This is a genomic window from Agrococcus sp. BE272, from assembly GCF_031457935.1.
Lineage (GTDB): Bacteria > Actinomycetota > Actinomycetes > Actinomycetales > Microbacteriaceae > Agrococcus > Agrococcus sediminis.
In genome coordinates, this window is record NZ_JAVDXL010000003.1 from 115,247 (window position 1) to 137,075 (window position 21,829).

The window sequence follows — 21,829 nt, forward strand, 5'->3', positions numbered from 1 at the left end:
GACGATCCCCTGCCTTCAGCCGGCGGCGCGCTCGTGCACCGCCGAGGTCAGCGACGTGCCGTTCACCTCGACGTAGAGGGTGCCCTCGGTGCGGGAGACCGACATGGTCGTCCGCCGCGCGACGGCATCGGCGACCGCGTCGACGAAGCCGTCGTCGAACCACACGAGCCGCACGTCCTCGACGCGGTGGATGCGCTTGCCCGCCCACTTCGCGGCCACTCGCTCGGGGTCGCGGTGCGTGTAGACGGCGGTGCGCTCGGCAGCGCGGCTGCCGCGGTGCACCCGCTCCGCGTCGGGCGCGCCGATCTCGATCCAGGCCATGAGCGCCCCGGTGAGGTCGCGCGCGAGCACCGCCGGCTCGTCGCCGCCCGCGACGCCGTCGCCGAATGCGATGCCCTCCTCGTGCTCGAGGCACAGGGCGAGCACCCGGGTGACCATGAACGCCGTCGTCTCCGAGGGGTGCTGCGCGACCTTGAGCGACAGCTCCTCGTAGACGCCGCGATCGACGTCCGAGAGCTGCACGTCGAACGTGTGGATCGTCGCGCCGATGGCCATGGTCGCCGAGCCTACGCGCCGTGCGCCCTGCTGGCCGCCCGTCGCCGGGAGCGCCCCTAGAGTGGGCGCCATGACGCACCCGCTCGACCCCCCTGCCGACCCGCGCGAGGTCGCGCGCCTGGCCGCCGACGACATCCGCCGCATCACCGGCGTCGAGTCGCACGACATCGCCCTCACCCTGGGCTCCGGATGGGCGCGGGCCGCCGACCTGCTCGGCGAGACCACGCACACGATCGACGCGACCGAGATCACCGGCTTCTCGAAGCCGGCCCTCGAGGGGCACGTCGGCACGATCCGCTCGGTGCGCACCGACGACGGCCGCCGCGCGCTCGTGATCGGCGCGCGCACGCACTACTACGAGGGCCACGGCGTGCGCCGGGTCGTGCACTCCGTGCGCACCGCCGCCGCCGCGGGCGCGAGCATCATGGTGCTCACGAACGGCGCCGGCGGCATCAAGCCGCACTGGACCCCGGGGCAGCCCGTGCTCATCAGCGACCACATCAACCTCACCGCCGACTCGCCGCTCGAGGGCGCCACGTTCGTCGACCTCACCGACCTCTACTCGCCGCGCCTGCGCGACATCGCCCGCACCGTCGACGGCAGCCTCGACGAGGGCGTCTACGTGCAGTTCCGCGGTCCCCACTACGAGACGCCCGCCGAGGTGCAGATGGCGAAGGCGATCGGCGGCCACATCTGCGGCATGTCGACCGCGCTCGAGGCGATCGCCGCGCGCGAGGCGGGCATGGAGGTGCTGGGTCTGAGCCTCATCACCAACCTGGCCGCCGGCATCCAGACGACGCCGCTGTCGCACGCCGAGGTCATCGAGGCGGGCCGCGAGGCCGAGGCGCGCATCTCGCGGCTGCTCGCCGACGTGGTCGCCGCGATCGGGACGCAGGCGTGAGCGCCTCTCCCGAGACCGTCGCCGCGGCGCGCGCGTGGCTCGCCGGCGACCCCGACGAGGCCACTCGCGCCGAGCTCGAGGCGACGATCGCGTCCGCCGAGGCCGGCGACGACGCGGCGGTCGCCGAGCTCGCGGATGCGTTCCGCGGCCGCCTGCAGTTCGGCACGGCCGGGCTGCGCGGCCGCATCGCGCCGGGCCCCAACCGCATGAACCGCGTGGTCGTGCAGCAGGCCTCCGCCGGGCTCGCCGCGTTCCTGCTGAGCCGCGAGCCGCACCCGTCGGTCGTGGTCGGCTGGGACGGCCGCCGCGGCTCCGAGCGGTTCGCGCGCGACACGGCCGAGGTGCTCGCGGGCGCCGGCGTGCGCGCGATCCTGCTCCCCCGCCTCATGCCGACGCCCGTCACCGCGTTCGCGGTGCGCGACCTCGGCGCGAGCGCGGGCGTGATGGTGACGGCGAGCCACAACCCGCCGGCCGACAACGGCTACAAGGTGTACCTCGGCGGCGACGACGAGGGCAGCCAGATCGTGCCGCCCGTCGACGCCGAGATCGCCGCCCGCATCGCCGAGGCGGCCGAGACGCCCGTCGCCGACTACCCGCGCGGCGAGCCGGAGGTCACGGGCGAGGCCGTCTGGCGCGCCTACGTCGCCGCGACCGCCGCCATCGGCCAGCCCGACCAGGGCGTCGCCGGCGCGACGAGCGGCCCGCGCGTCGTCTACACGCCGCTCCACGGCGTCGGCCTCGAGACGGTCGAGGCGGTGCTCGCCGAGGCGGGCTTCCCGCCCGTCATCCCCGTCCCCGAGCAGTCCGAGCCCGACGGCGCCTTCCCGACCGTCGACTTCCCGAACCCCGAGGAGCCCGGCGCGCTCGACCTCGCGATGGCGCTCGGCACGGCCGAGCAGGCCGACCTCATCATCGCCAACGACCCCGACGCCGACCGGCTCGCGGTCGCCGTGCCCGACGCATCCGCCCCCATGGGCTGGCGCATGCTGACGGGCAACGAGGTCGGGCTGCTGCTCGGCTGGGACGCCGCCCGCACCGCGCGCGGCCAGGGCGTGCTGGCGGCGTCGATCGTCTCCTCCCCCGGCCTCGGCGCCATCGCCCGGGCGCACGGGCTCGAGTTCGTGCAGACGCTCACGGGCTTCAAGTGGGTCTCGCGCGTGCCCGGCCTCGTCTACGGCTACGAGGAGGCGCTCGGCTACCTCGTCAACCCCGGCACCGTGCGCGACAAGGACGGCATCTCAGCGCTCGTGCGGCTGCTCACGCTCGCGAGCGACCTCCACGAGCGCGGCTCGTCGCTCGGCGAGGAGCTGCTCGCGCTCGCGGGCGAGTTCGGCGCCTTCGCCTCGGGGCAGGTGAGCGTGCGCGTCAGCGACCTCGCGCGCATCCCCGCGATCATGGCGGCGCTGCGCGCGGCGCCGCCGGCCGAGCTCGCGGGCTCGCGCGTGCTGGCCGCCGACGACCTGGCCCTGCCCGAGCACGGCTCGATCGGCGACATCCTGCGCTTCACGCTCGACGACGGCTCGCGCGTCATGGTGCGCCCGAGCGGCACCGAGCCGAAGGTGAAGGTCTACATCGACGCCTCCTCGACCGACGGCGCGCCCGCGGCGCGCGTGCGCGCGGCGCGCGAGCGGGTCGCGGCGATCGCCGAGGCGGTGCGGCCGCTGCTGGCCTGAGCCCGGGCCCGGCCTCGTCCGGATGCGGCACACTGGTGGGCGGATGCGCCGACCGGGCGCGGGAGGGACGCGCATGCTGCGCACGATGCTGCAGGGCAAGATCCACCGGGCGACGGTCACGCAGGCCGAGCTGCACTACGTCGGCTCGCTCACGGTCGACGAGGACCTGCTCGACGCGGCCGACATCCTCCCCGGCCAGCAGGTCGACGTCGTCGACGTCGACAACGGCGCACGCATCACGACCTACGCGATCCCCGGCGAGCGCGGCAGCGGCATCCTGTGCGTCAACGGCGCGGCCGCCCGGCTCGTGCACGTCGGCGACACCGTCATCGTCATCGCCTACGCCCAGCTCGACGACGCCGAGGCGCGCGCGTTCGAGCCGTCGGTGGTGTTCGTCGACGACGCGAACCGCATCGTCGAGACCGGCCACGACCCGGGGCACGCGCCCGAGGGCACCCACTTGCGCACGGCCGCGCGGCCGCTGACCGACTAGCGCGCTCGCGCCGGCCGGCGTCGGGCCGGCGTCAGCCGCGCAGGGCCGCGATCGCCGCGTCGCGGTCGGCGGCAGCCGCGAGGCGGTCGATGACCCCGTCGCCGTCGAGCGCGTTGGCGAGCTCGGCGAGCATCTGGAGGTGGCGGCGCGGGCTCTGCGCGGCCATCGCGATGACGACGCGCACCGGGTCGTGGTGCGGGTGCCCGAAGGCGACCGGCTCATCGAGCACCACGATCGCGAGCGCATCGCGCCGCACGACGGCGCTCGCCCGGGCGTGGGGCACGGCCACGCCGGGCGCGACGACGCAGTAGGGCCCGGCCTGCTCGATCTGCTGCACGAGCTCGTCGACGTAGGCGCGGCCCACCGCGCGCGCGGTCACGAGGTCGACGCCGCCGGCGCGCACGGCCGCGCGCCAGTCGGCGGCATGCACCCCTGGCGAGAACGTGGCCTCGTCGAGCGGGAGCGTCATCGAAGGTCGTCGAACCCGTCGGCGATGAGGTCGGCGATCTCCTCGCGCTCCTCGAAGGTGCAGAAGGCGCTCGCCGCCGCGTTCTGCGCGACCTGCTCGAGGTCGTCGAGCTCCCAGTCGAACGCCTCCACGAGCAGGCCCAGCTCGCGCGTGAGCGTCGTGCCCGACTGCAGGCGGTTGTCGGGGTTGACGGTGACGCAGAAGCCCAGCTGGTGCAGCAGGTCGATCGGGTGGTCGTCGAGCGCCTCGCCCCACTGCGCGATCGTGCCGGTCTGGAGGTTCGAGGACGGGCTCACCTCGAGCGCGATCTGGCGGTCCTTCACCCACTCGGCCAGCTCGCCCAGGCGCACGACGACGGCGTCGTCGGTCTCCTCCTCGACGACGATGTCCTCGGCGATGCGCGTGCCGTGGCCGAGCCGCAGCGCGCGGCCCGCGAAGAGCGCGTCGGCGATCGAGTCGAGCCCCGCACCCTCGCCCGCGTGCACCGTGGCCGGGAAGTGGGCGTGGGCGAGCCGGTCGAACGCCGACTGCAGGCGCGAGGCGGGGAAGCCGGCCTCGGGGCCGGCGATGTCGAAGCCGACGGCGCCGCGGTCGCGGTGCCGCAGCGCGAGCTCGGCGATCTCGTCGGCCCGGTCGAGGTGGCGCATGGCGCTGATGAGCTGGCCGGTGCGGATGCGGCCGCCGTGCGTGGCGACGAGGGCGGCGGCCTCGTCGATGCCGGCCTGCACCGCCTCCACCGCCTGGTCGAGGGTGAGGCCCCGCTGCAGGTGCTGCTCGGGCGCCCAGCGGATCTCGCCGTAGACGACGCCGTCCTCGGCGAGGTCGAGCACGAACTCCTTCGCGACCCGGTGCAGCCCGTGCTCCGTCTGCATCACCGCGGTCGTGATGTCGAACGTCGTGAGGTACTCGGGCAGCGAGCCGGAGTTCGACTGCGCGGCGAACCACGCGCCGAGCTCCGCCGCGTCGGTCGCCGGCAGCGCGAAGCCGATCTCGTCGGCGAGCTCGATGATGGTCTGCGGCCGCAGGCCCCCGTCGAGGTGGTCGTGGAGGCTGACCTTGGGCAGGCTCTGGATGTCGACGCCGTCGACCTCGTAGCGGCTCATCTCGTCTCCGTCGTCCGATGCGGTGGATCTCGATGCTATCCGCCGAACGTGGCCGTCGTGTTGCCGACGACGCGCGCCGGCGGCGCGGCCGGCGTCAGGCGATGCGCTCCCGCACGATGGGCGGCACCGGCACCGCGGTGCCGGGCGCCGCGAGCTCCCAGGCGCCCTCGAGCGCCTCGAGCGCGCGCGGGATGCGGGTGGCGTCGTCGGCGCTGATCGTCCAGAGCGGATCGCCCTTCCGCACCGCGTCGCCCGGCTTCACGTGCAGGTCGATGCCGGCCGCGTGCACGACCGGGTCGCTCGCGCGGGCACGGCCGGCGCCCAGCCGCCAGGCGGCGATGCCGAACGGCAGCGCCTCCTGGCGCGCGAGCACGCCGTCGGCCTCGGCGACCACCGTGTGCGTCTCGCGCGCGACCGGCAGCGGCGCATCCGGGTCGCCGCCCTGCGCGACGACGAAGCGCCGCCAGACGTCCATCGCGCGGCCGTCGGCGAGCGCGGCCTCGACGTCGGCGTCGCCCTTGCCCACCGCGTCCAGCATCTCCCGGGCGAGCGCCACGGTGAGCTCGACGACATCGGCCGGGCCGCCGCCGGCGAGCACCTCGACCGACTCGCGCACCTCGTTGGCGTTGCCGATCGCGAGGCCGAGCGGCACGTCCATCGTCGTGAGCAGCGCGCGCGTCTCGACGCCCGCGTCGCGGCCGAGCTCGACCATCGTCAGTGCGAGCTCGCGAGCGCGCTCGAACTCCTGCATGAACGCGCCGGAGCCGAACTTCACGTCGAGCACGAGCGCACCGGTGCCCTCGGCGATCTTCTTCGACATGATCGACGAGGCGATGAGCGGGATCGCCTCGACCGTGCCGGTGATGTCGCGGAGCGCGTAGAGCCGCTTGTCGGCCGGGGCGAGGCCCGTGCCGGCCGCGCACACGACGCCGCCGACGGTGCGCAGCTGCTCGAGCATCTCGTCGTTCGTCAGCTCGGCCCGCCAGCCGGGGATCGACTCGAGCTTGTCGAGCGTGCCGCCGGTGTGGCCGAGCCCGCGGCCCGACAGCTGCGGCACGGCGGCGCCGAAGGCGGCGACGAGCGGCATGAGCGGCAGCGTGATCTTGTCGCCGACGCCGCCGGTGGAGTGCTTGTCGACCGTGGGCGCGTCGAGCGACGAGAAGTCCATCCGCTCGCCGGAGGCGATCATCGCCATCGTGAGGTCGTGGATCTCGCGGCGCTCCATGCCGTTCAGCAGGATCGCCATCGCGAGCGCCGCCATCTGCGGGTCCTCGACGTAGCCGCGCGTGTACGCATCGATGAGCCAGTCGATCTGCTCGGTCGAGAGCGCACCGCGGTCGCGCTTCGTGCGGATGATGTCGACGGCGTCGAAGGCCTCAGCCACGATCTGCCCCTCCGGTCTCGGGATGCCCTGCGGCGTAGGCGTCGAGCGCGCCCGGGCCGAACGCATCCGGGAGCACCTCCGCCATGGTGCGGATGCCGCTCACGGTGTCGAGCAGCATGCCGGGGGCGGCGTGCTCGGAGAGCAGCTGGCGGCAGCGGCCGCACGGCATGAGCCGCTCGCCGTCGCCGTTGACGCACGCGAAGGCCACCAGCCGGCCGCCGCCGCCCATCACCATCGCGCTCACGAGCGAGCACTCGGCGCACAGCGTGACGCCGTAGGCCGCGTTCTCGATGTTCGCGCCCGTCACGACCCGGCCGTCGTCGACGAGCGCCGCCGCGCCCACCGGGAACCGCGAGTACGGCACGTACGCGTGCCGGGTCGCCCCGTGGGCCGCGTCGTGCAGCGCCTGCCAGTCGATGTCGCCCATCGCCGCTACTGCTTCACGTACGGCTTGCCGCTGGCCGCGGGCGGCCTCGACCGCCCGATGAAGCCGGCCACCGCGAGCAGCGTGATGACGTACGGGAGCATGAGCATGAACTCGCTCGGCACGGGCGAGCCGATCGCGCCGAGCGTCTGCTGCAGCGCCGACGCGAAGCCGAACAGCAGCGCCGCGAGCGTCGCCTTGATCGGGTGCCACTGGCCGAAGATGACCGCCGCGAGGGCGATGTAGCCGAGTCCGGCCGTCATCTCGCGCGTGAAGGAGCCGTTGGAGTCGAGCGTGAAGTACGCGCCGCCGAGGCCGGCGACGGCGCCCGCGAGCGCGACGTTCCAGAAGCGCAGCCGGTTCACCTTGATGCCGACCGTGTCGGCGGCCATCGGGTGCTCGCCGATGGCGCGCAGGCGCAGGCCCCAGGTGGTCTTGAACAGGCCCCACGCGATGAGCGGCACGATGACGTACATCGCGTAGACGATGATCGTCTGCTTGAACAGCGCCGGGCCGATGAGCGGGATGCTCTCGAGCAGCGGGATGGGGATCTTCGGCAGGCGCACGGGCGAGTTGAGCGCCGGGTTGTCGGTGAGCACCGACGAGTAGAAGAAGTTCGTCAGGCCCGCGACGAGCACGTTGAGCACGACGCCGACGATGACCTGCTCGACGAAGTAGCGGATCGCGAAGACCGCGAGCACCATCGACACCAGCACGCTCGCGAGCATCGCCGCGACGACGCCGACGAGCGTCGAGCCGGTGGCCGAGGCGACCACGGCACCGGTGAACGCGCCGCCGAGCAGCTGCGCCTCGATGGCGATGTTCACGACGCCCGCGCGCTCCGAGAGCACGCCGCCCATCGCGCCGAGGATGAGCGGCACCGACAGGCCGACGGTCGCGAAGAGCAGGCCCGCGATCGGGATCATGGACCCCGCGCCCGCCCAGGTGAGGAACGCGACGACGAAGAGCACGCCGAAGACGATCGGCAGCCAGACGCCGAGCCTCCGCGCGGTGGCCGCCGCCCAGAACGACAGCGCCGTGAGCGCCGCGAGCAGGATGACGATGACGATGCCCGTCGCGCGCGCCGGGAGCACCGCGTCCGGCAGCTGGAACAGGTCGCCGGACGAGGCGAGGCGCAGCGTCGCGGAGCCGTCGCGGCCGAGCACGACCGTGAGCAGGAGCGCGACGAGCGTGAGCACCGCGTACGAGATCGGCGCCTTCCAGTGCTTGACGACGGCGCGCTCGAGCTCGACGGTCTCGGCCTGCGCCGGCGCCTGGGTGGTGGGCTGCTGCGCGGTCACGACTGCGCTCCCTTCGCCTTGGTCGCGTCCGCGATCGCGGCCTCGTCGCGCAGCTGCCTGCGCGACTTCCTGCCGGGCTGCGGCAGGCCGAACATCGCGCGCACGAGCGGCGGGGCCGCGATGAACAGCACGATGAACGACTGCACGACGAGGATGATGTCGATCGGCACGCCCTCGGCCGCCTGCATGCGGAAGCCGCCGGCCTTGAAGGCGCCGAACAGCAGCCCCGCGAAGAACGTGCCCCACGGCGTGGAGCCGCCGAGCAGCGCGACCGTGATGGCGTCGAAGCCGATGCCGGCGTCGATGCCCGAGGTGAAGCCGGTGGTGACGGCGCCCGTCACCTGCTGGGCGCCCGCGAGCCCCATGAAGCCGCCCGCGAAGAGCATCGCGTAGACGGTGAGGCGCTTGACGTCCATGCCGGCGTTGAGCGCGGCGTTGGCGTTGTAGCCGACGGCGCGGAACTGGAAGCCGATGTTCGAGCGGTTGATGAGCCACGAGCAGAAGATCACCGCGGCGACCGACAGCACGAAGCCCCAGTGCAGGATGAACGGCGGGCCGAAGATCGACGGCAGCACCGCGGTCTCGGCCATCGGCGGCGAGATCGGGTTGTTGCTGCCCGGGTTCTGCAGGAGGCCCGGCGTGCGCAGCATCCAGGTGATGAACCACAGCGCGACGAAGTTCAGCATGATCGTGACGATCACCTCGTGCGCGCCCGTGTACGCCTTGAACGCGCCGGCGATGCCGCCCCAGATGGCGCCCGCGGCGATGCCGGCCGCGATCGCGACGAGCACGTGCAGCACGGGCGGCAGGGCGAACGAGTAGCCGACCCAGCCGGCCGCCGCGGCGGCCCACAGCATCTGGCCGCGGCCGCCGATGTTGAACAGGCCGACGCGGAACGCGATCGCGACGCCGAGGCCCGCGGCGATGAGCGGGGTGGCGAAGTTGAGCGTGTCGGTGAGCGGCTTGATGAGCTGCGCGAAGCCGGCGTCGGCCCGCGAGACGTTGAGGATCGAGCCCTGGAAGAGCGCCCAGTAGGCGCCGCCGACGGCGTCCCATGCCGCGGCGAGCGTGTCGCCGGGCCGGGCGAAGAAGTAGCCGCTCGTCTCCTGCACGCGCTCGTCGGTCGCGGCGATGAGGATGCCGCCGACGACGAGCGAGGTGATGATCGCGAGCACGGCCATGACGAGGTTGCCGCCCATGATGCGGCGGAAGGCGCTGCCCCAGGGGTCCTCGTGCTCGACCTGCCGGTCGTCGGTGGGCACGACGACGGCCGGCGCGGCCACCTCCGCGGCCTCCGGCGCGTGCACGACGGCGGGGGCGTCGCCGGAGTCGGGCGAGCCGCCCGGGCGCTGCAGCCCCGCGGGCTCCATCGGGTCGTCGGCGTCGCGCGGCCTGTCGTTCACGCTGCGGCTCCCTTCGAGGGGGTCGGCGCCGGGATGCCGGCGGGGCGCTCCCCGGCCATCATGAGGCCGAGGATGTCGCGGCTGGTGTCGGCGGGGACGATGCCGACCACGCCGCCGCGGTACATGACCGCGATGCGGTCGGCGAGCCCGACGACCTCGTCGAGCTCGGTGGAGACGACGATGACGGGGATGCCCGCGTCGCGGGTGGCGATGATCTGGCTGTGCACGAACTCGATCGAGCCGACGTCGAGGCCGCGGGTGGGCTGCGAGGCGACGAAGAGCGAGAGCGGGCGCCCGAGCTCGCGCGCGAGCACCACCTTCTGCTGGTTGCCGCCCGAGAGCGTGCCGACGTGCGTGTCGATGCCCTGGGCGCGGATGTCGAAGGCGCCGAGCTTCTCGGTCGCGAACTCGTCGCGGGCGCCGCGGTCGATGGTGCCGGCGCTCACGAACGGCGCTCCGCGGTAGCGGTCGAGCATGAGGTTCTCGGCGATCGTGAAGTCGCCGACGAGGCCGTCGACCTTGCGGTCCTCCGGCACGAACCCGACGCCGGCGTCGAGCACCTCGCGCACGGAGTCGCCGAGCAGCTCGTTGCCGTTGAGGTCGATCGAGCCGGTGGCGCGGGGCTGCAGGCCGAGGATGGCCTCGGTGAGCTCGGTCTGGCCGTTGCCCTGGACGCCGGCGATGCAGAGCACCTCGCCGCCCTGCACCGTGAACGAGACGTCGTTGACGACCTTCTGGCCGATCGCATCCAGCACCGTCAGGCCCGTGACCTCGAGGCGGTTGTCGGTGAGCACGGGCGGGCGCTTGTGCACGGTGAGCTCGACCGGGCGGCCGACCATCATCGAGGCGAGCTCGGTGCTCGACGACTGCGGGCTCGCCTCGCCCACGACCTTGCCGAGGCGGATGACCGTGATGCGGTCGGCGATCGCGCGCACCTCGCGGAGCTTGTGGGTGATGAAGACGATCGCGGTGCCCTCGTCGCGGAGCTGCTGCATGATCGCCATCAGCTCGTCGGTCTCCTGCGGCGTGAGCACCGCGGTGGGCTCGTCGAACACGAGCACCTTCGCGTCCTGCGAGAGGGCCTTGATGATCTCGACGCGCTGCTGGACGCCGACGGGCAGGTCCTCGATCTTGGCGTCGGGGTCGATGTGGAAGCCGAAGCGCTGCGAGATCTCGCGCACCTTCTCCTTCGCGCCGGCGAGTCCGCCGAGGGCGCGCTCGTGGCCGAGCAGCACGTTCTCGGCGACGGTGAAGACGGGGATGAGCATGAAGTGCTGGTGCACCATGCCGATGCCGGCGTGCATCGCGTCGCCGGGCCCTGCGAAGCGCTGCGGCGCGCCGTCGAGCAGGATCTCGCCCTCCTCGGCGTGGTACAGGCCGTAGAGCACGTTCATGAGCGTCGACTTGCCGGCGCCGTTCTCGCCGAGGAGGCAGTGGATCTCGCCGGCCCGGACCTCGAGGTCGATGTGGTCGTTCGCGACCAGCGCGCCGAAGCGCTTCGTGATCCCCCGGAGCTCGAGGGTGGGGTGCTCGACGGCCATGTGCCTTCCTTCGACCTTGACGACGCCTGTGAATCTAGTCGGATTGCGCGGGAGCCGCAGGTGCGTCGGCTCCGCTCACGCGCGTGGGGGCCGACCGGAGCCGACCCCCACGCACGTGCCTGCGGACTACGGCTGCGGGCTCGCCGGCGACTCGACCGTGATCTCGCCGGCGATGATGCCCGCGGTGATCTCGTCGAGCTGCGCCTGCAGCTCGGGGTCGACCTCGCCCTCGAAGTCGTGGAACGGCGCGATGCCGACGCCCTCGTTCTCGAGCGTGCCGACGTACGGCTCGTTCGAGAACTCGCCCGCGGCGGCCTGCTCGACGACGGCCTGCGTGCCCTGCGCCATGCCCTTGAGCACCGACGTGAGGAAGAGGTCGGCGTTGTCGGGCGACGTCTCGTAGAGGTCGGCGTCGACGCCCACCATCGTGATGCCCGAGTCCTCGCCCGCGTCGCGGATGGCCTCAGCGGCCGAGAGGAAGATCGGGCCACCGACCGGCATCAGCACGTCGGCGTTCTGGCCGATGAAGGTCTCGGCCATGGCCTTCGCCTCCACGCCGGCCTCGAAGCCGCCCGTGAACGAGCCGTTCTGCGCCTCGGGGTCCCAGCCGAGCACCTGCACGTCCGTGCCGTTCTGCTCGTTGTAGTACATGGCGCCCTCGTAGAAGCCGTCCATGAAGATCGTCACCGGCGGGATCTGGATGCCGCCCCAGGTGGCGATGATGCCCGTCTCGGTGTGCGAGGCGGCGGCGTAGCCGGCGAGGAACGCGGCCTGCGCGGTGTCGAAGACGATCGGCTGCACGTTCGGCAGGTCGATCGAGCTGTCGTCGATGATCGCGAACTGGATGTCAGGGTTGGCCTCGGCGGCAGCCGCGGTGGCCTCGGCGAGGAGGAAGCCCACGGTCACGACCATGTTGCAGCCCTGGTCGATGACGCTCGAGATGTTGGGTGCGAAGTCGGCCTCCGACTGCGACTCGACCTCGATCGCCTCGACGCCCAGGCCCTCGGCCGCCGCGCGGACGCCCTCGGCGCCGAGCTGGTTGAAGGATCGGTCGTCGAAGCCGCCCGAGTCGGAGACGATGCAGGGCTGGATGTCGACCGTGGCGGCCGGCTCCTCGGTGGCGGGCGACGAGCCGCTGGGCGCCTCGGGCGCGGCGGCGCAGCCGGCGAGCAGCAGCATCGCGCCGACGGCGATGGCGCCGCCGCGCGCGGCGGTACGGGTGAACTTCCTCAAGGGATCCTCCAGTGCAAAGGATGCTCGCCGCGACGCGGCTGAGCGCATGATGGTTGAGCATACGGCCGCGCGACGGCGGTTCGAGACGGTCTGAGGGCACCGCAACGCAATCGTTGCAATCCCGAAACCGGGGTCACGGGCTCGAGGGCGACTCCACCGTGATCTCGCCGGCGATGATCTGCTCGCGCAGCGCATCCAGCTCGGCCTTCGTCTCGTCGCTGACCCGGTCGTCGAGGTCGTGGAAGGGGGCGATGTCGACGCCGCCGTTCTCGAGCGTGCCGATGATGGGCTCGTCGGAGATCGTGCCGTCGGTGGCGTCGGTGACCGCGCCCACCACCGCGTCCTCGGTGTTCTTCAGCACGCTCGTGAGCAGCAGCGGCCGGAACTCCTCCGGCAGGGTGTCGTAGCCGTCGTTGTCGACCCAGAGCACGAGCACCTCGCCGCCCGCGTCGAGCGAGGCGCGGAACGCGCCCTCCCCCACCTGGCCGGCGACCGGCAGGATCACGTCGGCTCCCTGCGCGATGAAGGCCTGCGTCTGCGACTGCCCGAGGCTGACGTTCTCGAAGTCGCCCGTGAAGGTGCCGTCCTGGGCCTCCGGGTCCCAGCCGAGCAGCTGCACGTCGGCGCCCTTCGCCTCGTTGAACGCGTCGATGCCGGCGGCGAAGCCGTCCATGAAGAGGGTGACGGGAGGCTGGTTGCCGCCGCCGAAGGTGGCGACCGTGCCCGTCTCGCTCACGGATGCGGCGGCGTAGCCGGCGAGGAACGCCGCCTGCGCGGTGTCGAACACGATCGAGCGCACGTTCGGCGCCTCGACGATCTCGTCGACGATCGCGAACTGCACGTCGGGGTTCGCCTCCGCCTGCTCGGCGGTCGCGGCGGCCAGCTCGTAGCCGACGGTGAGCACGAAGCCGCACCCGGTGTCGACGGCAGCCTGCACGTTGGGCGCGAGGTCGCTCTCGGTGGTGGAGACGAGCACGTTCGCCTCGACGCCGAGCTCCTCCTGCGCGCGCTCCATACCCGCCCAGCTCGTCTCGTTGAAGGAGCGGTCGTTCAGGCCGCCGGAGTTCGTCACCATCTGCGCGCACTCGAGCGACTGCTCGGGGGCGTCGCTCGCGCCGGGCGCGGCAGTCTCGGCGGGCGGCGGCGCCGAGCAGCCGGCGAGCAGCAGCAGGGCTGCCAGCGCCGGGACGGCGAGGACGGTGGCGGCCCTGGCGGGCGAGAGCGTGCGGGACACGGCGACTCCTTCGTGCGGTGGCGCCATGGTAACCGCCATGGCGCGTGCGGGCACCCTGCGATCGCCGCGCTCGATCGGGCAGAGCGACGCCGCGGAGCCGCATGCAGCGCGACGGTGCGCTCAGGCCGATCGAGCGCGCCCCCTCCACAGGTCGGCCCGGCGCTCCCCCGCCCGGGCCCGCGCTGCCGCATGCTCCGGGCATGGAGGCGACCGATCTGTTCCGTGCCTTCCTCGGCGTGCTGACGACCGCCCAGCTGCTCGAGGCCGGCATCGCACGACCGGCGATCGAGCGCGCCGTCGCCGCCGGGCGGGTGCGCCGGCTGCGTCGCGGCTGGTTCGCGTGGAGCGCGCACCCGGATGCGCTGAGCGCGGTGGCGCGGAGCGGATGCGTCAGCTGCCTGACCGCGCTCGGGCACCACGGCGCGTGGCTGCCGCGGGGCAGCGCCCTGCACTGCCGGCTGGCGGACGGCCAGCGCGACCGCGTCGCCGGCGCGCTGAAGGGCTGCCGCCCCTTCGGCCCGAACCCGGCCGTCGCGCGAGCGATCGACGACGTCGAGACGGCCTTCCGCTGCGCGCTCCGCTGCGCCGGCGCGGAGGACCTCGTGGCGGTCGCGGACTCGCTCGTGCACCGCCGGATCGCGACGCTCGAGCAGCTGCGCGGCTGGGCGACCGGAGCACCGGCGTCGCGTCGACGGCTCCTGGACCTCGTGGATGCGGCCGCCGAATCGGGCACGGAGTCGATGGTGCGCGTGCGCCTCCGCGGACTGCGCATCCGCTGCCGCACACAGGTCGTGCTCTGGCGCGGCCGCCGCGTCGACCTGCTGGTGGGCGACCGCCTCATCATCGAGTGCGACTCCGTGGAGCACCACACCGACCGCGACGCCTACCAGCGCGACCGACGCTACGACCGCATCCACGTGTCGCAGGGCTACCTGGTCGTGCGGCTGACGTGGCAGCAGATCCACGACGAGTGGCCGGCCATCGAGCAGGACCTCCTCGCTATCGTCCGCCGAGGCGACCATCGGTGGCGCGGCGCGCGCTCGATCGGGCAGAGCGGCGCGTCGGCGCCGCATGCGGGGTGACGGCCCGCCCCGGCCGATCCAGCGCGCGGGGCGCGGCGTCAGAGGGCGTCGGCGTTGCCCGAGCGGCGCACCGCGTCGACGACCTGCTTCACGCGCTGCGCGTTGTCGGTCGTCGTCACGAGCAGGGCGTCGGGGGTGTCGACGATCACGACGTCCTGGATGCCGACCACCGAGATGATGCGCTTCGACTGCGAGACGACGATGCCCGAGGCCGAGTCGGCGAGCACGGTGCCCTCGCTGCCGAGGATCGCGAGCCGGCCGCGCCGGCCGCCGTTGTGCAGCTTCGCGACGGCCGAGAAGTCGCCCACGTCGTCCCAGTCGAAGTCGCCGGGCACCACCACGAGGCGCCCCCGCTCGGCTGCCGGCTCGGCGACCGCGTAGTCGATCGCGATCTTCTTCAGCTGCGGCCAGAGCCGGTCGACCGCCGGGCCGCGGCGGGCCGGCTCGTCCCAGGCCTCGGCGAGCTCCTCGATCTGCGCGGCGAGCTCGGGCTCGCCGATCGCGAGCTCGGCGAGCAGCACGTCGGCGCGCGCGATGAACATGCCGGCGTTCCAGAGGTGGTGGCCGCCGGCGAGGTACTGCCTCGCGACCTCGGCCGAGGGCTTCTCGACGAACGCGCTCACGGCCGCCGCGTGCGGCGCATCCGCGATCCCGGCCGGCTCGCCGGCGCGGATGTAGCCGAAGCCGATCGCGGGCTCCGTGGGGGTGATGCCGATCGTGGCGATGAAGCCGGCGCGCGCCGCCGCGGCCGCCTCCTGCACCGCGCGCCGGAACGCGCGCTCGTCGTGGATCACGTGGTCGGCGGCGAACGAGCCGACGATCACGTCAGGCTCGCGCCGGCGGAGGATGGCGGCCGCGAGCGCGATCGCCACGGTGGAATCGCGCGGATCGGCCTCGAGCACGATGCTCGCGTCGTCGAGCTCGGGGATCTGCGCCTCGACGGCGGAGCGGTGGGCGCGGCCGGTGACGACCATCGTGCGCCCCGGTCCCGACAGCGGCACGACCCGGTCGTAGGTGGCGCGCAGCAGCGTCTTGCCGCTGCCGGTGAGGTCGTGGAGGAACTTCGGCGCATCGGCGCGCGACAGCGGCCACAGCCGGGAGCCCGCGCCGCCGGCGGGGATGATGCTGAAGAAGTCGTCGATCGCCGTCACGGTGCGAGCCTAGCCAGCGGCGGGCGGCCAGCCGCCGCCCGGGGTGTTCACGCGCCGTTCACCGCGCGCTTCCAGCCTCGGCCGCGCCGCCGACGTACGGTTGCCCCGTGCGCATCGAGCGGGTGGCCATCGTGACGGAGAGCTTCCTCCCCACCGTCAACGGCGTCACGACCTCCGTCTGCCGGGTGCTCGACCACCTGGTCGACACCGGCCGCGAGGCGATGGTCATCACCCCCCGGTGCGGCGCGCCGATGCACTACCGCGGCGCGCCGGTGCACGAGGTGCCCTCGTTCGCCTACCGCCAGTTCCCGGTCGGGCTGCCGAGCCCGCAGGTCGCGTCGCTCCTCGCGCGCTTCCAGCCCGACGTGCTGCACGCCGCGAGCCCCTTCATGCTCGGCGGCCAGGCGATCGCCGAGGCCGCGCGCATCGGCCTGCCGAGCGTCGCGATCTACCAGACCGACGTCGCCGGCTTCGCCCGCCGCAACCGGCTGGGCGCCGGCGCCGCCTTCGCGTGGCAGATCATCCGGCGCATCCACAACGCCGCCGACCGCACGCTCGCGCCCTCGACCGCGGCGATCGCCGACCTCGAGGAGGCGGGCGTGAAGCGCGTGCACCCGTGGGTGCGCGGCGTCGACCTCGACGGCTTCCACCCCGACAACCGCCAGGGCCAGGCCGCCGCGGCGCTGCGCCGCCGCATCGCGCCGCACGGCGAGGCGGTCGTCGGCTACGTCGGCCGCGTCGCGCCCGAGAAGGGCCTCGACCGGCTGCGGGCGCTCGAGGGCGTGCCCGGCATCCGCGTCGTGATCGTCGGCGACGGCCCCGGCATGGCCGAGACGCGCTCACGGCTCTCGCGGCTGCGGCCGCTCTTCCTCGGCCAGCTGCACGGCGACGCGCTCCGCGCGGCCTACGCCGCGATGGACGTCTTCGTGCACACCGGCGCCGAGGAGACGTTCGGCCAGACGCTGCAGGAGGCTGCCGCGAGCGGCCTGCCGGTCGTCGCGCCCCGCGCGGGCGGGCCCATCGACCTCGTGGACCACGGCACCACCGGGTTCCTCTTCGCGCCCGACGACGCATCCGCCCTCCGCCGCGCGGTCGCGACCCTCGCCGCCGACCCGGCGATGCGGGCGCGGATGGGCGAGGCCGGCCGCCGCCGCGTGCTCGGCCGGTCGTGGCCCGCGGTCGCCGACCAGCTGGTCGAGCACTACGAGGCGGCGGCGCGGCGCGCGCTCCGCGGCGCGGGCGGGCTCGTCGACGCCTAGCCCGACGGGCCGACGGCGTCGGCGGGCGGGCATAGGATGGATGCACCTTGCCCGGTCGACCAACGGAGGGAACGCGCGTGTCTGAGACATCGAGCAGCCTCACCCTCCCCGACCCCAAGCCCCAGAGGACCACGTTCAGCGGCACGCTGTATCGCGGCAACGAGGGCATGTGGTCGTGGGTGCTCCACCGCATCACCGGTGTGGCGATCTACTTCTTCCTGCTCGTGCACGTGCTCGACACGTCGCTGATCCGCGTGAGCCCGGAGGCGTACAACGCGGTGATGGAGTCGTACAAGAACCCGATCATGGGCCTGGGCGAGGTGGCGCTCGTTGGCGCCGTCGTGCTCCACGCGATGAACGGGCTGCGCATCATCCTCGTCGACGTGTGGCCGTGGGCCACGCGCCACCAGCGCCTGCTGTTCTGGATCGTGATGGGCGTCGTCGTCGCGCTGATGCTCTACTTCACGCCGAACCACCTGGTGAACGTGTTCTCGCCGGCCGAGGGGGGCGAGTGATGAGCACCACGATCGAGAGCCCCAACTACGCCTACCCGGCGCGCTCGAAGGGCCGTCGCGGCCCCAACCTCGAGAAGGCCGGCTGGATCTTCATGCGCGCCTCGGGCGTCGTGCTCGTGGTGCTGATCTTCGGCCACCTCGCCTACAACCTGCTCTGGACGCCGGGCGGCATCCACGCCATCGACTTCGGCTTCGTGGGCGGCAAGCTCGCCGACCCGTTCTGGCAGTGGTGGGACGTCACGATGCTGTGGCTGGCGATCCTCCACGGCTCGAACGGCATGCGCACGATCGTCAACGACTACGTGCACAAGCCCGCGATCCGCACGGTCGCGATCGGCGCGATCGGCGTCGCCGCCGCGGTGCTGATCATCCTCGGCACGCTCATCACCTTCACGTTCGACCCCTGCCCGACGGCCGCCGACCCCGCGCTGCTGCCGGAGTTCTGCGCGTCGCTCTAGTCGAGATCTACGGAGACCCCCACCTTCCATGGCTGATCACAGTTCCGTCACCGACGGCATCCACTACCACCAGCACGATGTCGTCATCGTCGGGGCCGGCGGCGCCGGCATGCGCGCGGCGATCGAGGCGGCGCCCAAGGCGTCGACCGCGGTCATCACGAAGCTCTACCCGACGCGATCCCACACGGGTGCGGCGCAGGGCGGCATGGCCGCGGCGCTCGCCAACGTGGAGGAGGACAGCAACGAGTGGCACACGTACGACACCGTCAAGGGCGGTGACTACCTCACCGACCAGGACTCGGCCGAGATCCTGACGCGCGAGGCGATCGACGCGGTCTACGACCTCGAGAACATGGGCCTGCCGTTCAACCGCACGCCGGACGGCAAGATCGACCAGCGGCGCTTCGGCGGCCACACGCGCGACCACGGCAAGGCGCCCGTGCGCCGCGCCTGCTACGCGGCCGACCGCACCGGCCACATGATCCTGCAGACGCTCTACCAGAACTGCGTCAAGCACGGCGTCGAGTTCTTCAACGAGTTCTACGCGCTCGACCTGATCATGGCCGAGGTCGACGGCGTCAAGCGCGTCTCGGGCGTCGTCGCCTACGAGCTCGCGACGGGCGAGATCCACGTCTTCCAGGGCAAGTCGGTCGTCTTCGCCACCGGCGGCTTCGGCAAGATCTACAAGACCACCTCCAACGCGCACACCCTCACGGGCGACGGCGTCGGCATCGTGTGGCGCCAGGGCCTGCCGCTCGAGGACATGGAGTTCTACCAGTTCCACCCGACGGGCCTCGCGGGCCTCGGCATCCTCCTCACCGAGGGCGCCCGCGGCGAAGGCGCGATCCTGCGCAACGCCTCCGGCGAGCGCTTCATGGAGCGCTACGCCCCCACCATCAAGGACCTCGCGCCGCGCGACATCGTCGCCCGCTCGATGGTGCAGGAGGTGCTCGACGGCCGCGGCGCAGGCCCGAACAAGGACTACGTCTACCTCGACTGCACCCACCTCGGCGCCGAGGTGCTCGAGACGAAGCTGCCAGACATCACCGAGTTCGCGCGCACCTACCTCGGCGTCGACCCGGTGGTCGAGCGCGTGCCCGTCTACCCCACCGCGCACTACGCGATGGGCGGCATCCCCACCAACAACGACGCGCAGGTCCTGAGCGACAACGAGACCGTCATCCCGGGCCTCTACGCCGCCGGCGAGTGCGCGTGCGTGTCGGTGCACGGCGCCAACCGCCTGGGCACGAACTCGCTGCTCGACATCAACGTCTTCGGCAAGCGGGCCGGCAACAACGCCGTCGCGTACGCGCAGACGGCCGACTTCGTCGACCTGCCCGCGGACGCCGCGGACGGCGTCGTGAAGATGCTCGCCCAGCTGCGCGAGGGCGAGGGCACCGAGTCGGTCGCCGAGATCCGCAAGGCGCTGCAGGAGACGATGGACCGCAACGCCCAGGTGTTCCGCACCGAGGAGACGCTGCAGACGGCGCTCGCCGACATCGCCGCCCTGCGCGAGCGCTACCCGAACGTGCGCATCCACGACCGCGGCCGGCGCTTCAACACCGACCTGCTCGAGGCCGTCGAGCTGGGCTTCCTGCTCGACCTCGCCGAGGTGGTGGTCGTCTCGGCGATCAACCGCAAGGAGTCGCGCGGCGCCCACATGCGCGACGACTACCCGACGCGCGACGACGTGAACTACATGCAGCACACGATGGCGTACCTGACCGACGCCGAGACGGGAGCCAGCCAGGGCATCCGCCTCGACTGGAAGCCCGTGCGCGTCACCCACTACCAGCCGACGGAGCGGAAGTACTGATGGCCGAGAGCGAGCAGAAGAACGAGAACAGCGCCGGCTTCGAGCGCGAGGCCGAGACCGGCGACCCCGCCGCGCAGGCCGACGCCGCCGTCGAGGCGACGACGGCCGACGCCGAGAGCGCGATGTCGTCGAGCGGCACGAGCGCCGCGCCGGTCGGCTCCGCTGCCGAGGCCGCCGACCGCCCGGTCGAGGCCGCGCCGGTCGAGGTGCCCGAGAGCTTCACCGTGACGCTCATCGTGCGCCGCTACGACCCCGAGGTCGACGACGAGCCGCGCTGGGTCGACTACGACGTGCAGATGTACCAAACGGAGCGCATCCTCGACGCCCTGCACCGCATCAAGTGGGAGCAGGACCCCTCGCTCGCCTTCCGCCGCTCGTGCGCGCACGGCGTGTGCGGCTCCGACGCGATGCGCATCAACGGCAAGAACCGGCTCGCCTGCAAGGCGCTCGTGAAGGACTTCGACATCTCGAAGCCCATCTACGTCGAGGCGATCAAGGGACTGCCGCTCGAGAAGGACCTCATCGTCGACATGGAGCCGTTCTTCGACTCCTTCCGCGAGATCCAGCCGTTCCTGCAGGCCTCGGGCAAGCCCGAGAAGGAGCGCCACCAGACGATCGCGCAGCGCGAGCGCTTCGACGACACCACGAAGTGCATCCTCTGCGCCGCGTGCACGACCTCGTGCCCGGTGTTCTGGACCGACGGCCAGTACTTCGGCCCGGCGGCGATCGTGAACGCGCACCGCTTCATCTTCGACAGCCGCGACGAGGCGAGCCAGGTGCGCCTCGACATCCTCAACGACCGCGAGGGCGTGTGGCGCTGCCGCACCACCTTCAACTGCACGGATGCGTGCCCGCGCGGCATCCAGGTGACGAAGGCGATCGCCGAGGTCAAGCAGGCGATGCTGACGGGCGTCAAGCTCTAGGCGAGCGCCCGCCTCTCGAGGGCCCGCTCCCGACCACCATCGGTCGGAGGCGGGCCCTCGGCACATCCTCGGCGACCGCTCGTCGAATAGTTAGCCTGGCAATGTAGTCTGCGGGCATGGACCGCACCTCGACCCTCGACCGCATCCGCCCCTGGGCCGTGTTCATCGCGCTGCCGGTGACGCTTGCGATGGCCGCGCTCGGCTCGGGCGCGTTCGGCGGCGCCGAGGTGCAGGCCTCCTCGAGCGGCGCGCTCGCGGCGGATGCGACGCCGCTCGCCCCCGCGAGCCCGGCCTTCTCGATCTGGTCGGTCATCTACCTCGGGCTCGCCGTCTACGCGGTGTGGCAGGTGCTGCCCGCCCAGCGCCACGACCGCCGGCAGCGCGCGATCGGCTGGCTCGCAGTGGCCTCGCTCGTGCTGAACGCGGCGTGGATCCTGTGCGCGCAAGCGGGGCTGCTGCCGGTGACCGTCGTCGTCATCGTCGTGCTGCTCGCGGTGCTGGCCGCCATCTTCGAGCTGCTGTGCCGCATCCGCCCCGCCTCGCGCCTCGAGGCGGTCGTCGTCGACGGCACGTTCGGCCTCTACCTCGGCTGGGTGTCGGTGGCGACGGTCGCGAACATCGCGGCCTGGCTCGCGGATGCGGGGGTGCGGCCGGAGCCGTTCGAGCCGCTCGCGATCGTGGTGCTGGCGGTCGTCGCGCTCGTCGGCGCGCTGATCGCCGCCCGCGGCGGCGGCCGCATCGCCCCGACGCTCGCCATGCTCTGGGGGCTCTCGTGGATCGGGATCGGGCGCGCGCTCGACGAGCCGGCGTCGTTCCCCGTCGCGGTCGCCGCCGCGGCGGTGTGCGTGGCGATCGGCGCCGCGACGGTGATCGCGCGGCTGCGGCGGGTGCCGGCGCCCATCAGGTAGCCC

At 72.9% G+C, this 21,829-nt stretch carries 21 protein-coding genes; 10 read left to right on the top strand and 11 right to left on the bottom strand.

Features of this window, described 5'->3' with window-relative positions:
• Positions 1 to 15: 15 nt before the first annotated feature.
• A complete protein-coding gene (locus J2X49_RS11385) occupies positions 16 to 555 on the bottom strand; it encodes a YaeQ family protein (protein WP_128190618.1) in 540 nt (179 codons plus the stop codon).
• A 70-nt stretch (positions 556 to 625) separates the two neighbouring features.
• Here J2X49_RS11385 and J2X49_RS11390 point away from each other — a divergent pair, with 70 nt between their 5' ends.
• The 3 genes from J2X49_RS11390 to panD all read left to right on the top strand — a co-directional run bounded on the left by J2X49_RS11390 (position 626) and on the right by panD (position 3,622).
• Positions 626 to 1,456, top strand: a complete 831-nt coding sequence (locus J2X49_RS11390; RefSeq protein ID WP_310126361.1) for a purine-nucleoside phosphorylase — start codon at positions 626 to 628, stop codon at positions 1,454 to 1,456.
• Entirely contained in the window at positions 1,453 to 3,129 is a 1,677-nt protein-coding gene (locus tag J2X49_RS11395) for a phospho-sugar mutase (RefSeq protein WP_310126364.1), read from the top strand. Before J2X49_RS11390 ends, J2X49_RS11395 begins: the two co-directional genes overlap by 4 nt.
• A gap of 73 nt (positions 3,130 to 3,202) precedes the next feature.
• Positions 3,203 to 3,622, top strand: a complete 420-nt coding sequence (panD, locus tag J2X49_RS11400; protein WP_146357855.1) for an aspartate 1-decarboxylase — start codon at positions 3,203 to 3,205, stop codon at positions 3,620 to 3,622.
• A 31-nt stretch (positions 3,623 to 3,653) separates the two neighbouring features.
• On the opposite strand, the gene J2X49_RS11405 is transcribed toward panD, so the two are convergent.
• From J2X49_RS11405 to J2X49_RS11445, 9 genes are all read right to left on the bottom strand, one after another.
• Positions 3,654 to 4,091, bottom strand: coding sequence for a PTS sugar transporter subunit IIA (locus J2X49_RS11405; protein ID WP_310126368.1), 438 nt, complete (start codon positions 4,089 to 4,091; stop codon positions 3,654 to 3,656).
• The gene (locus J2X49_RS11410) at positions 4,088 to 5,194 is read right to left on the bottom strand and encodes an adenosine deaminase (protein WP_310126371.1); all 1,107 of its coding nucleotides are present in this window, start codon (positions 5,192 to 5,194) and stop codon (positions 4,088 to 4,090) included. Before J2X49_RS11410 ends, J2X49_RS11405 begins: the two co-directional genes overlap by 4 nt.
• A gap of 94 nt (positions 5,195 to 5,288) precedes the next feature.
• Complete coding sequence (locus J2X49_RS11415; protein WP_225792848.1) at positions 5,289 to 6,578, bottom strand: thymidine phosphorylase; 1,290 nt, start codon at positions 6,576 to 6,578, stop codon at positions 5,289 to 5,291.
• Positions 6,571 to 7,005, bottom strand: a complete 435-nt coding sequence (locus J2X49_RS11420; protein WP_310126377.1) for a cytidine deaminase — start codon at positions 7,003 to 7,005, stop codon at positions 6,571 to 6,573. Before J2X49_RS11420 ends, J2X49_RS11415 begins: the two co-directional genes overlap by 8 nt.
• Before the next feature lie 5 nt (positions 7,006 to 7,010).
• Positions 7,011 to 8,303 (bottom strand): ABC transporter permease, encoded by a 1,293-nt coding sequence (locus tag J2X49_RS11425; protein ID WP_128190313.1) that lies wholly within the window; start codon positions 8,301 to 8,303, stop codon positions 7,011 to 7,013.
• Complete coding sequence (locus tag J2X49_RS11430) at positions 8,300 to 9,673, bottom strand: ABC transporter permease (protein WP_396131326.1); 1,374 nt, start codon at positions 9,671 to 9,673, stop codon at positions 8,300 to 8,302. The genes J2X49_RS11425 and J2X49_RS11430 overlap by 4 nt, the downstream gene beginning before the upstream one ends.
• A 29-nt stretch (positions 9,674 to 9,702) precedes the next feature.
• The gene (locus J2X49_RS11435; protein ID WP_310126382.1) at positions 9,703 to 11,247 is read right to left on the bottom strand and encodes an ABC transporter ATP-binding protein; all 1,545 of its coding nucleotides are present in this window, start codon (positions 11,245 to 11,247) and stop codon (positions 9,703 to 9,705) included.
• A 126-nt stretch (positions 11,248 to 11,373) separates the two neighbouring features.
• On the bottom strand, positions 11,374 to 12,480 hold the full coding sequence (locus J2X49_RS11440; protein WP_205649594.1) for a BMP family ABC transporter substrate-binding protein: 1,107 nt from the start codon (positions 12,478 to 12,480) through the stop codon (positions 11,374 to 11,376).
• Between the two features lie 133 nt (positions 12,481 to 12,613).
• Entirely contained in the window at positions 12,614 to 13,714 is a 1,101-nt protein-coding gene (locus tag J2X49_RS11445; protein ID WP_310126387.1) for a BMP family ABC transporter substrate-binding protein, read from the bottom strand.
• A 200-nt stretch (positions 13,715 to 13,914) separates the two neighbouring features.
• Between J2X49_RS11445 and J2X49_RS11450 the strand changes: the two genes are divergently transcribed.
• Positions 13,915 to 14,796, top strand: coding sequence for a type IV toxin-antitoxin system AbiEi family antitoxin domain-containing protein (locus tag J2X49_RS11450; protein ID WP_310126390.1), 882 nt, complete (start codon positions 13,915 to 13,917; stop codon positions 14,794 to 14,796).
• A 38-nt stretch (positions 14,797 to 14,834) separates the two neighbouring features.
• Here J2X49_RS11450 and J2X49_RS11455 read toward each other — a convergent pair whose 3' ends face one another.
• On the bottom strand, positions 14,835 to 15,947 hold the full coding sequence (locus J2X49_RS11455) for a mannose-1-phosphate guanylyltransferase (RefSeq protein ID WP_128188794.1): 1,113 nt from the start codon (positions 15,945 to 15,947) through the stop codon (positions 14,835 to 14,837).
• Positions 15,948 to 16,054: 107 nt separating this feature from the next.
• On the opposite strand from J2X49_RS11455, the gene J2X49_RS11460 reads away from it, so the two are divergent.
• From J2X49_RS11460 to J2X49_RS11485, 6 genes are all read left to right on the top strand, one after another.
• On the top strand, positions 16,055 to 17,206 hold the full coding sequence (locus J2X49_RS11460; protein ID WP_310126394.1) for a glycosyltransferase family 1 protein: 1,152 nt from the start codon (positions 16,055 to 16,057) through the stop codon (positions 17,204 to 17,206).
• Between the two features lie 77 nt (positions 17,207 to 17,283).
• The gene (gene sdhC, locus J2X49_RS11465; protein ID WP_396131305.1) at positions 17,284 to 17,721 is read left to right on the top strand and encodes a succinate dehydrogenase, cytochrome b556 subunit; all 438 of its coding nucleotides are present in this window, start codon (positions 17,284 to 17,286) and stop codon (positions 17,719 to 17,721) included.
• The gene (locus J2X49_RS11470; RefSeq protein WP_310126397.1) at positions 17,721 to 18,179 is read left to right on the top strand and encodes a succinate dehydrogenase hydrophobic membrane anchor subunit; all 459 of its coding nucleotides are present in this window, start codon (positions 17,721 to 17,723) and stop codon (positions 18,177 to 18,179) included. Before sdhC ends, J2X49_RS11470 begins: the two co-directional genes overlap by 1 nt.
• A 28-nt stretch (positions 18,180 to 18,207) precedes the next feature.
• Positions 18,208 to 19,995, top strand: coding sequence for a succinate dehydrogenase flavoprotein subunit (gene sdhA / locus J2X49_RS11475; RefSeq protein WP_310126400.1), 1,788 nt, complete (start codon positions 18,208 to 18,210; stop codon positions 19,993 to 19,995).
• Positions 19,996 to 20,117: 122 nt separating this feature from the next.
• Positions 20,118 to 20,918, top strand: a complete 801-nt coding sequence (locus J2X49_RS11480) for a succinate dehydrogenase iron-sulfur subunit (RefSeq protein ID WP_396131328.1) — start codon at positions 20,118 to 20,120, stop codon at positions 20,916 to 20,918.
• Positions 20,919 to 21,034: 116 nt separating this feature from the next.
• Positions 21,035 to 21,826 carry a tryptophan-rich sensory protein gene (locus tag J2X49_RS11485; protein ID WP_310126406.1) on the top strand — a complete coding sequence of 264 codons (792 nt, stop codon included), beginning with the start codon at positions 21,035 to 21,037 and terminating at the stop codon, positions 21,824 to 21,826.
• Positions 21,827 to 21,829: the final 3 nt, after the last annotated feature.

What these genes read in the sequence shown, in the direction of transcription:
- J2X49_RS11385 (WP_128190618.1), bottom strand. Translation starts at nt 555, where the DNA reads ATGGCCATCGGCGCGACGATCCACACGTTCGACGTGCAGCTCTCGGAC.
- J2X49_RS11390 (WP_310126361.1), top strand. Translation starts at nt 626, where the DNA reads ATGACGCACCCGCTCGACCCCCCTGCCGACCCGCGCGAGGTCGCGCGC.
- panD (WP_146357855.1), top strand. Translation starts at nt 3,203, where the DNA reads ATGCTGCGCACGATGCTGCAGGGCAAGATCCACCGGGCGACGGTCACG.
- J2X49_RS11405 (WP_310126368.1), bottom strand. Translation starts at nt 4,091, where the DNA reads ATGACGCTCCCGCTCGACGAGGCCACGTTCTCGCCAGGGGTGCATGCC.
- J2X49_RS11410 (WP_310126371.1), bottom strand. Translation starts at nt 5,194, where the DNA reads ATGAGCCGCTACGAGGTCGACGGCGTCGACATCCAGAGCCTGCCCAAG.
- J2X49_RS11420 (WP_310126377.1), bottom strand. Translation starts at nt 7,005, where the DNA reads ATGGGCGACATCGACTGGCAGGCGCTGCACGACGCGGCCCACGGGGCG.
- J2X49_RS11430 (WP_396131326.1), bottom strand. Translation starts at nt 9,673, where the DNA reads ATGGAGCCCGCGGGGCTGCAGCGCCCGGGCGGCTCGCCCGACTCCGGC.
- J2X49_RS11435 (WP_310126382.1), bottom strand. Translation starts at nt 11,247, where the DNA reads ATGGCCGTCGAGCACCCCACCCTCGAGCTCCGGGGGATCACGAAGCGC.
- J2X49_RS11450 (WP_310126390.1), top strand. Translation starts at nt 13,915, where the DNA reads ATGGAGGCGACCGATCTGTTCCGTGCCTTCCTCGGCGTGCTGACGACC.
- J2X49_RS11470 (WP_310126397.1), top strand. Translation starts at nt 17,721, where the DNA reads ATGAGCACCACGATCGAGAGCCCCAACTACGCCTACCCGGCGCGCTCG.
- sdhA (WP_310126400.1), top strand. Translation starts at nt 18,208, where the DNA reads ATGGCTGATCACAGTTCCGTCACCGACGGCATCCACTACCACCAGCAC.
- J2X49_RS11480 (WP_396131328.1), top strand. Translation starts at nt 20,118, where the DNA reads ATGTCGTCGAGCGGCACGAGCGCCGCGCCGGTCGGCTCCGCTGCCGAG.
- J2X49_RS11485 (WP_310126406.1), top strand. Translation starts at nt 21,035, where the DNA reads ATGGACCGCACCTCGACCCTCGACCGCATCCGCCCCTGGGCCGTGTTC.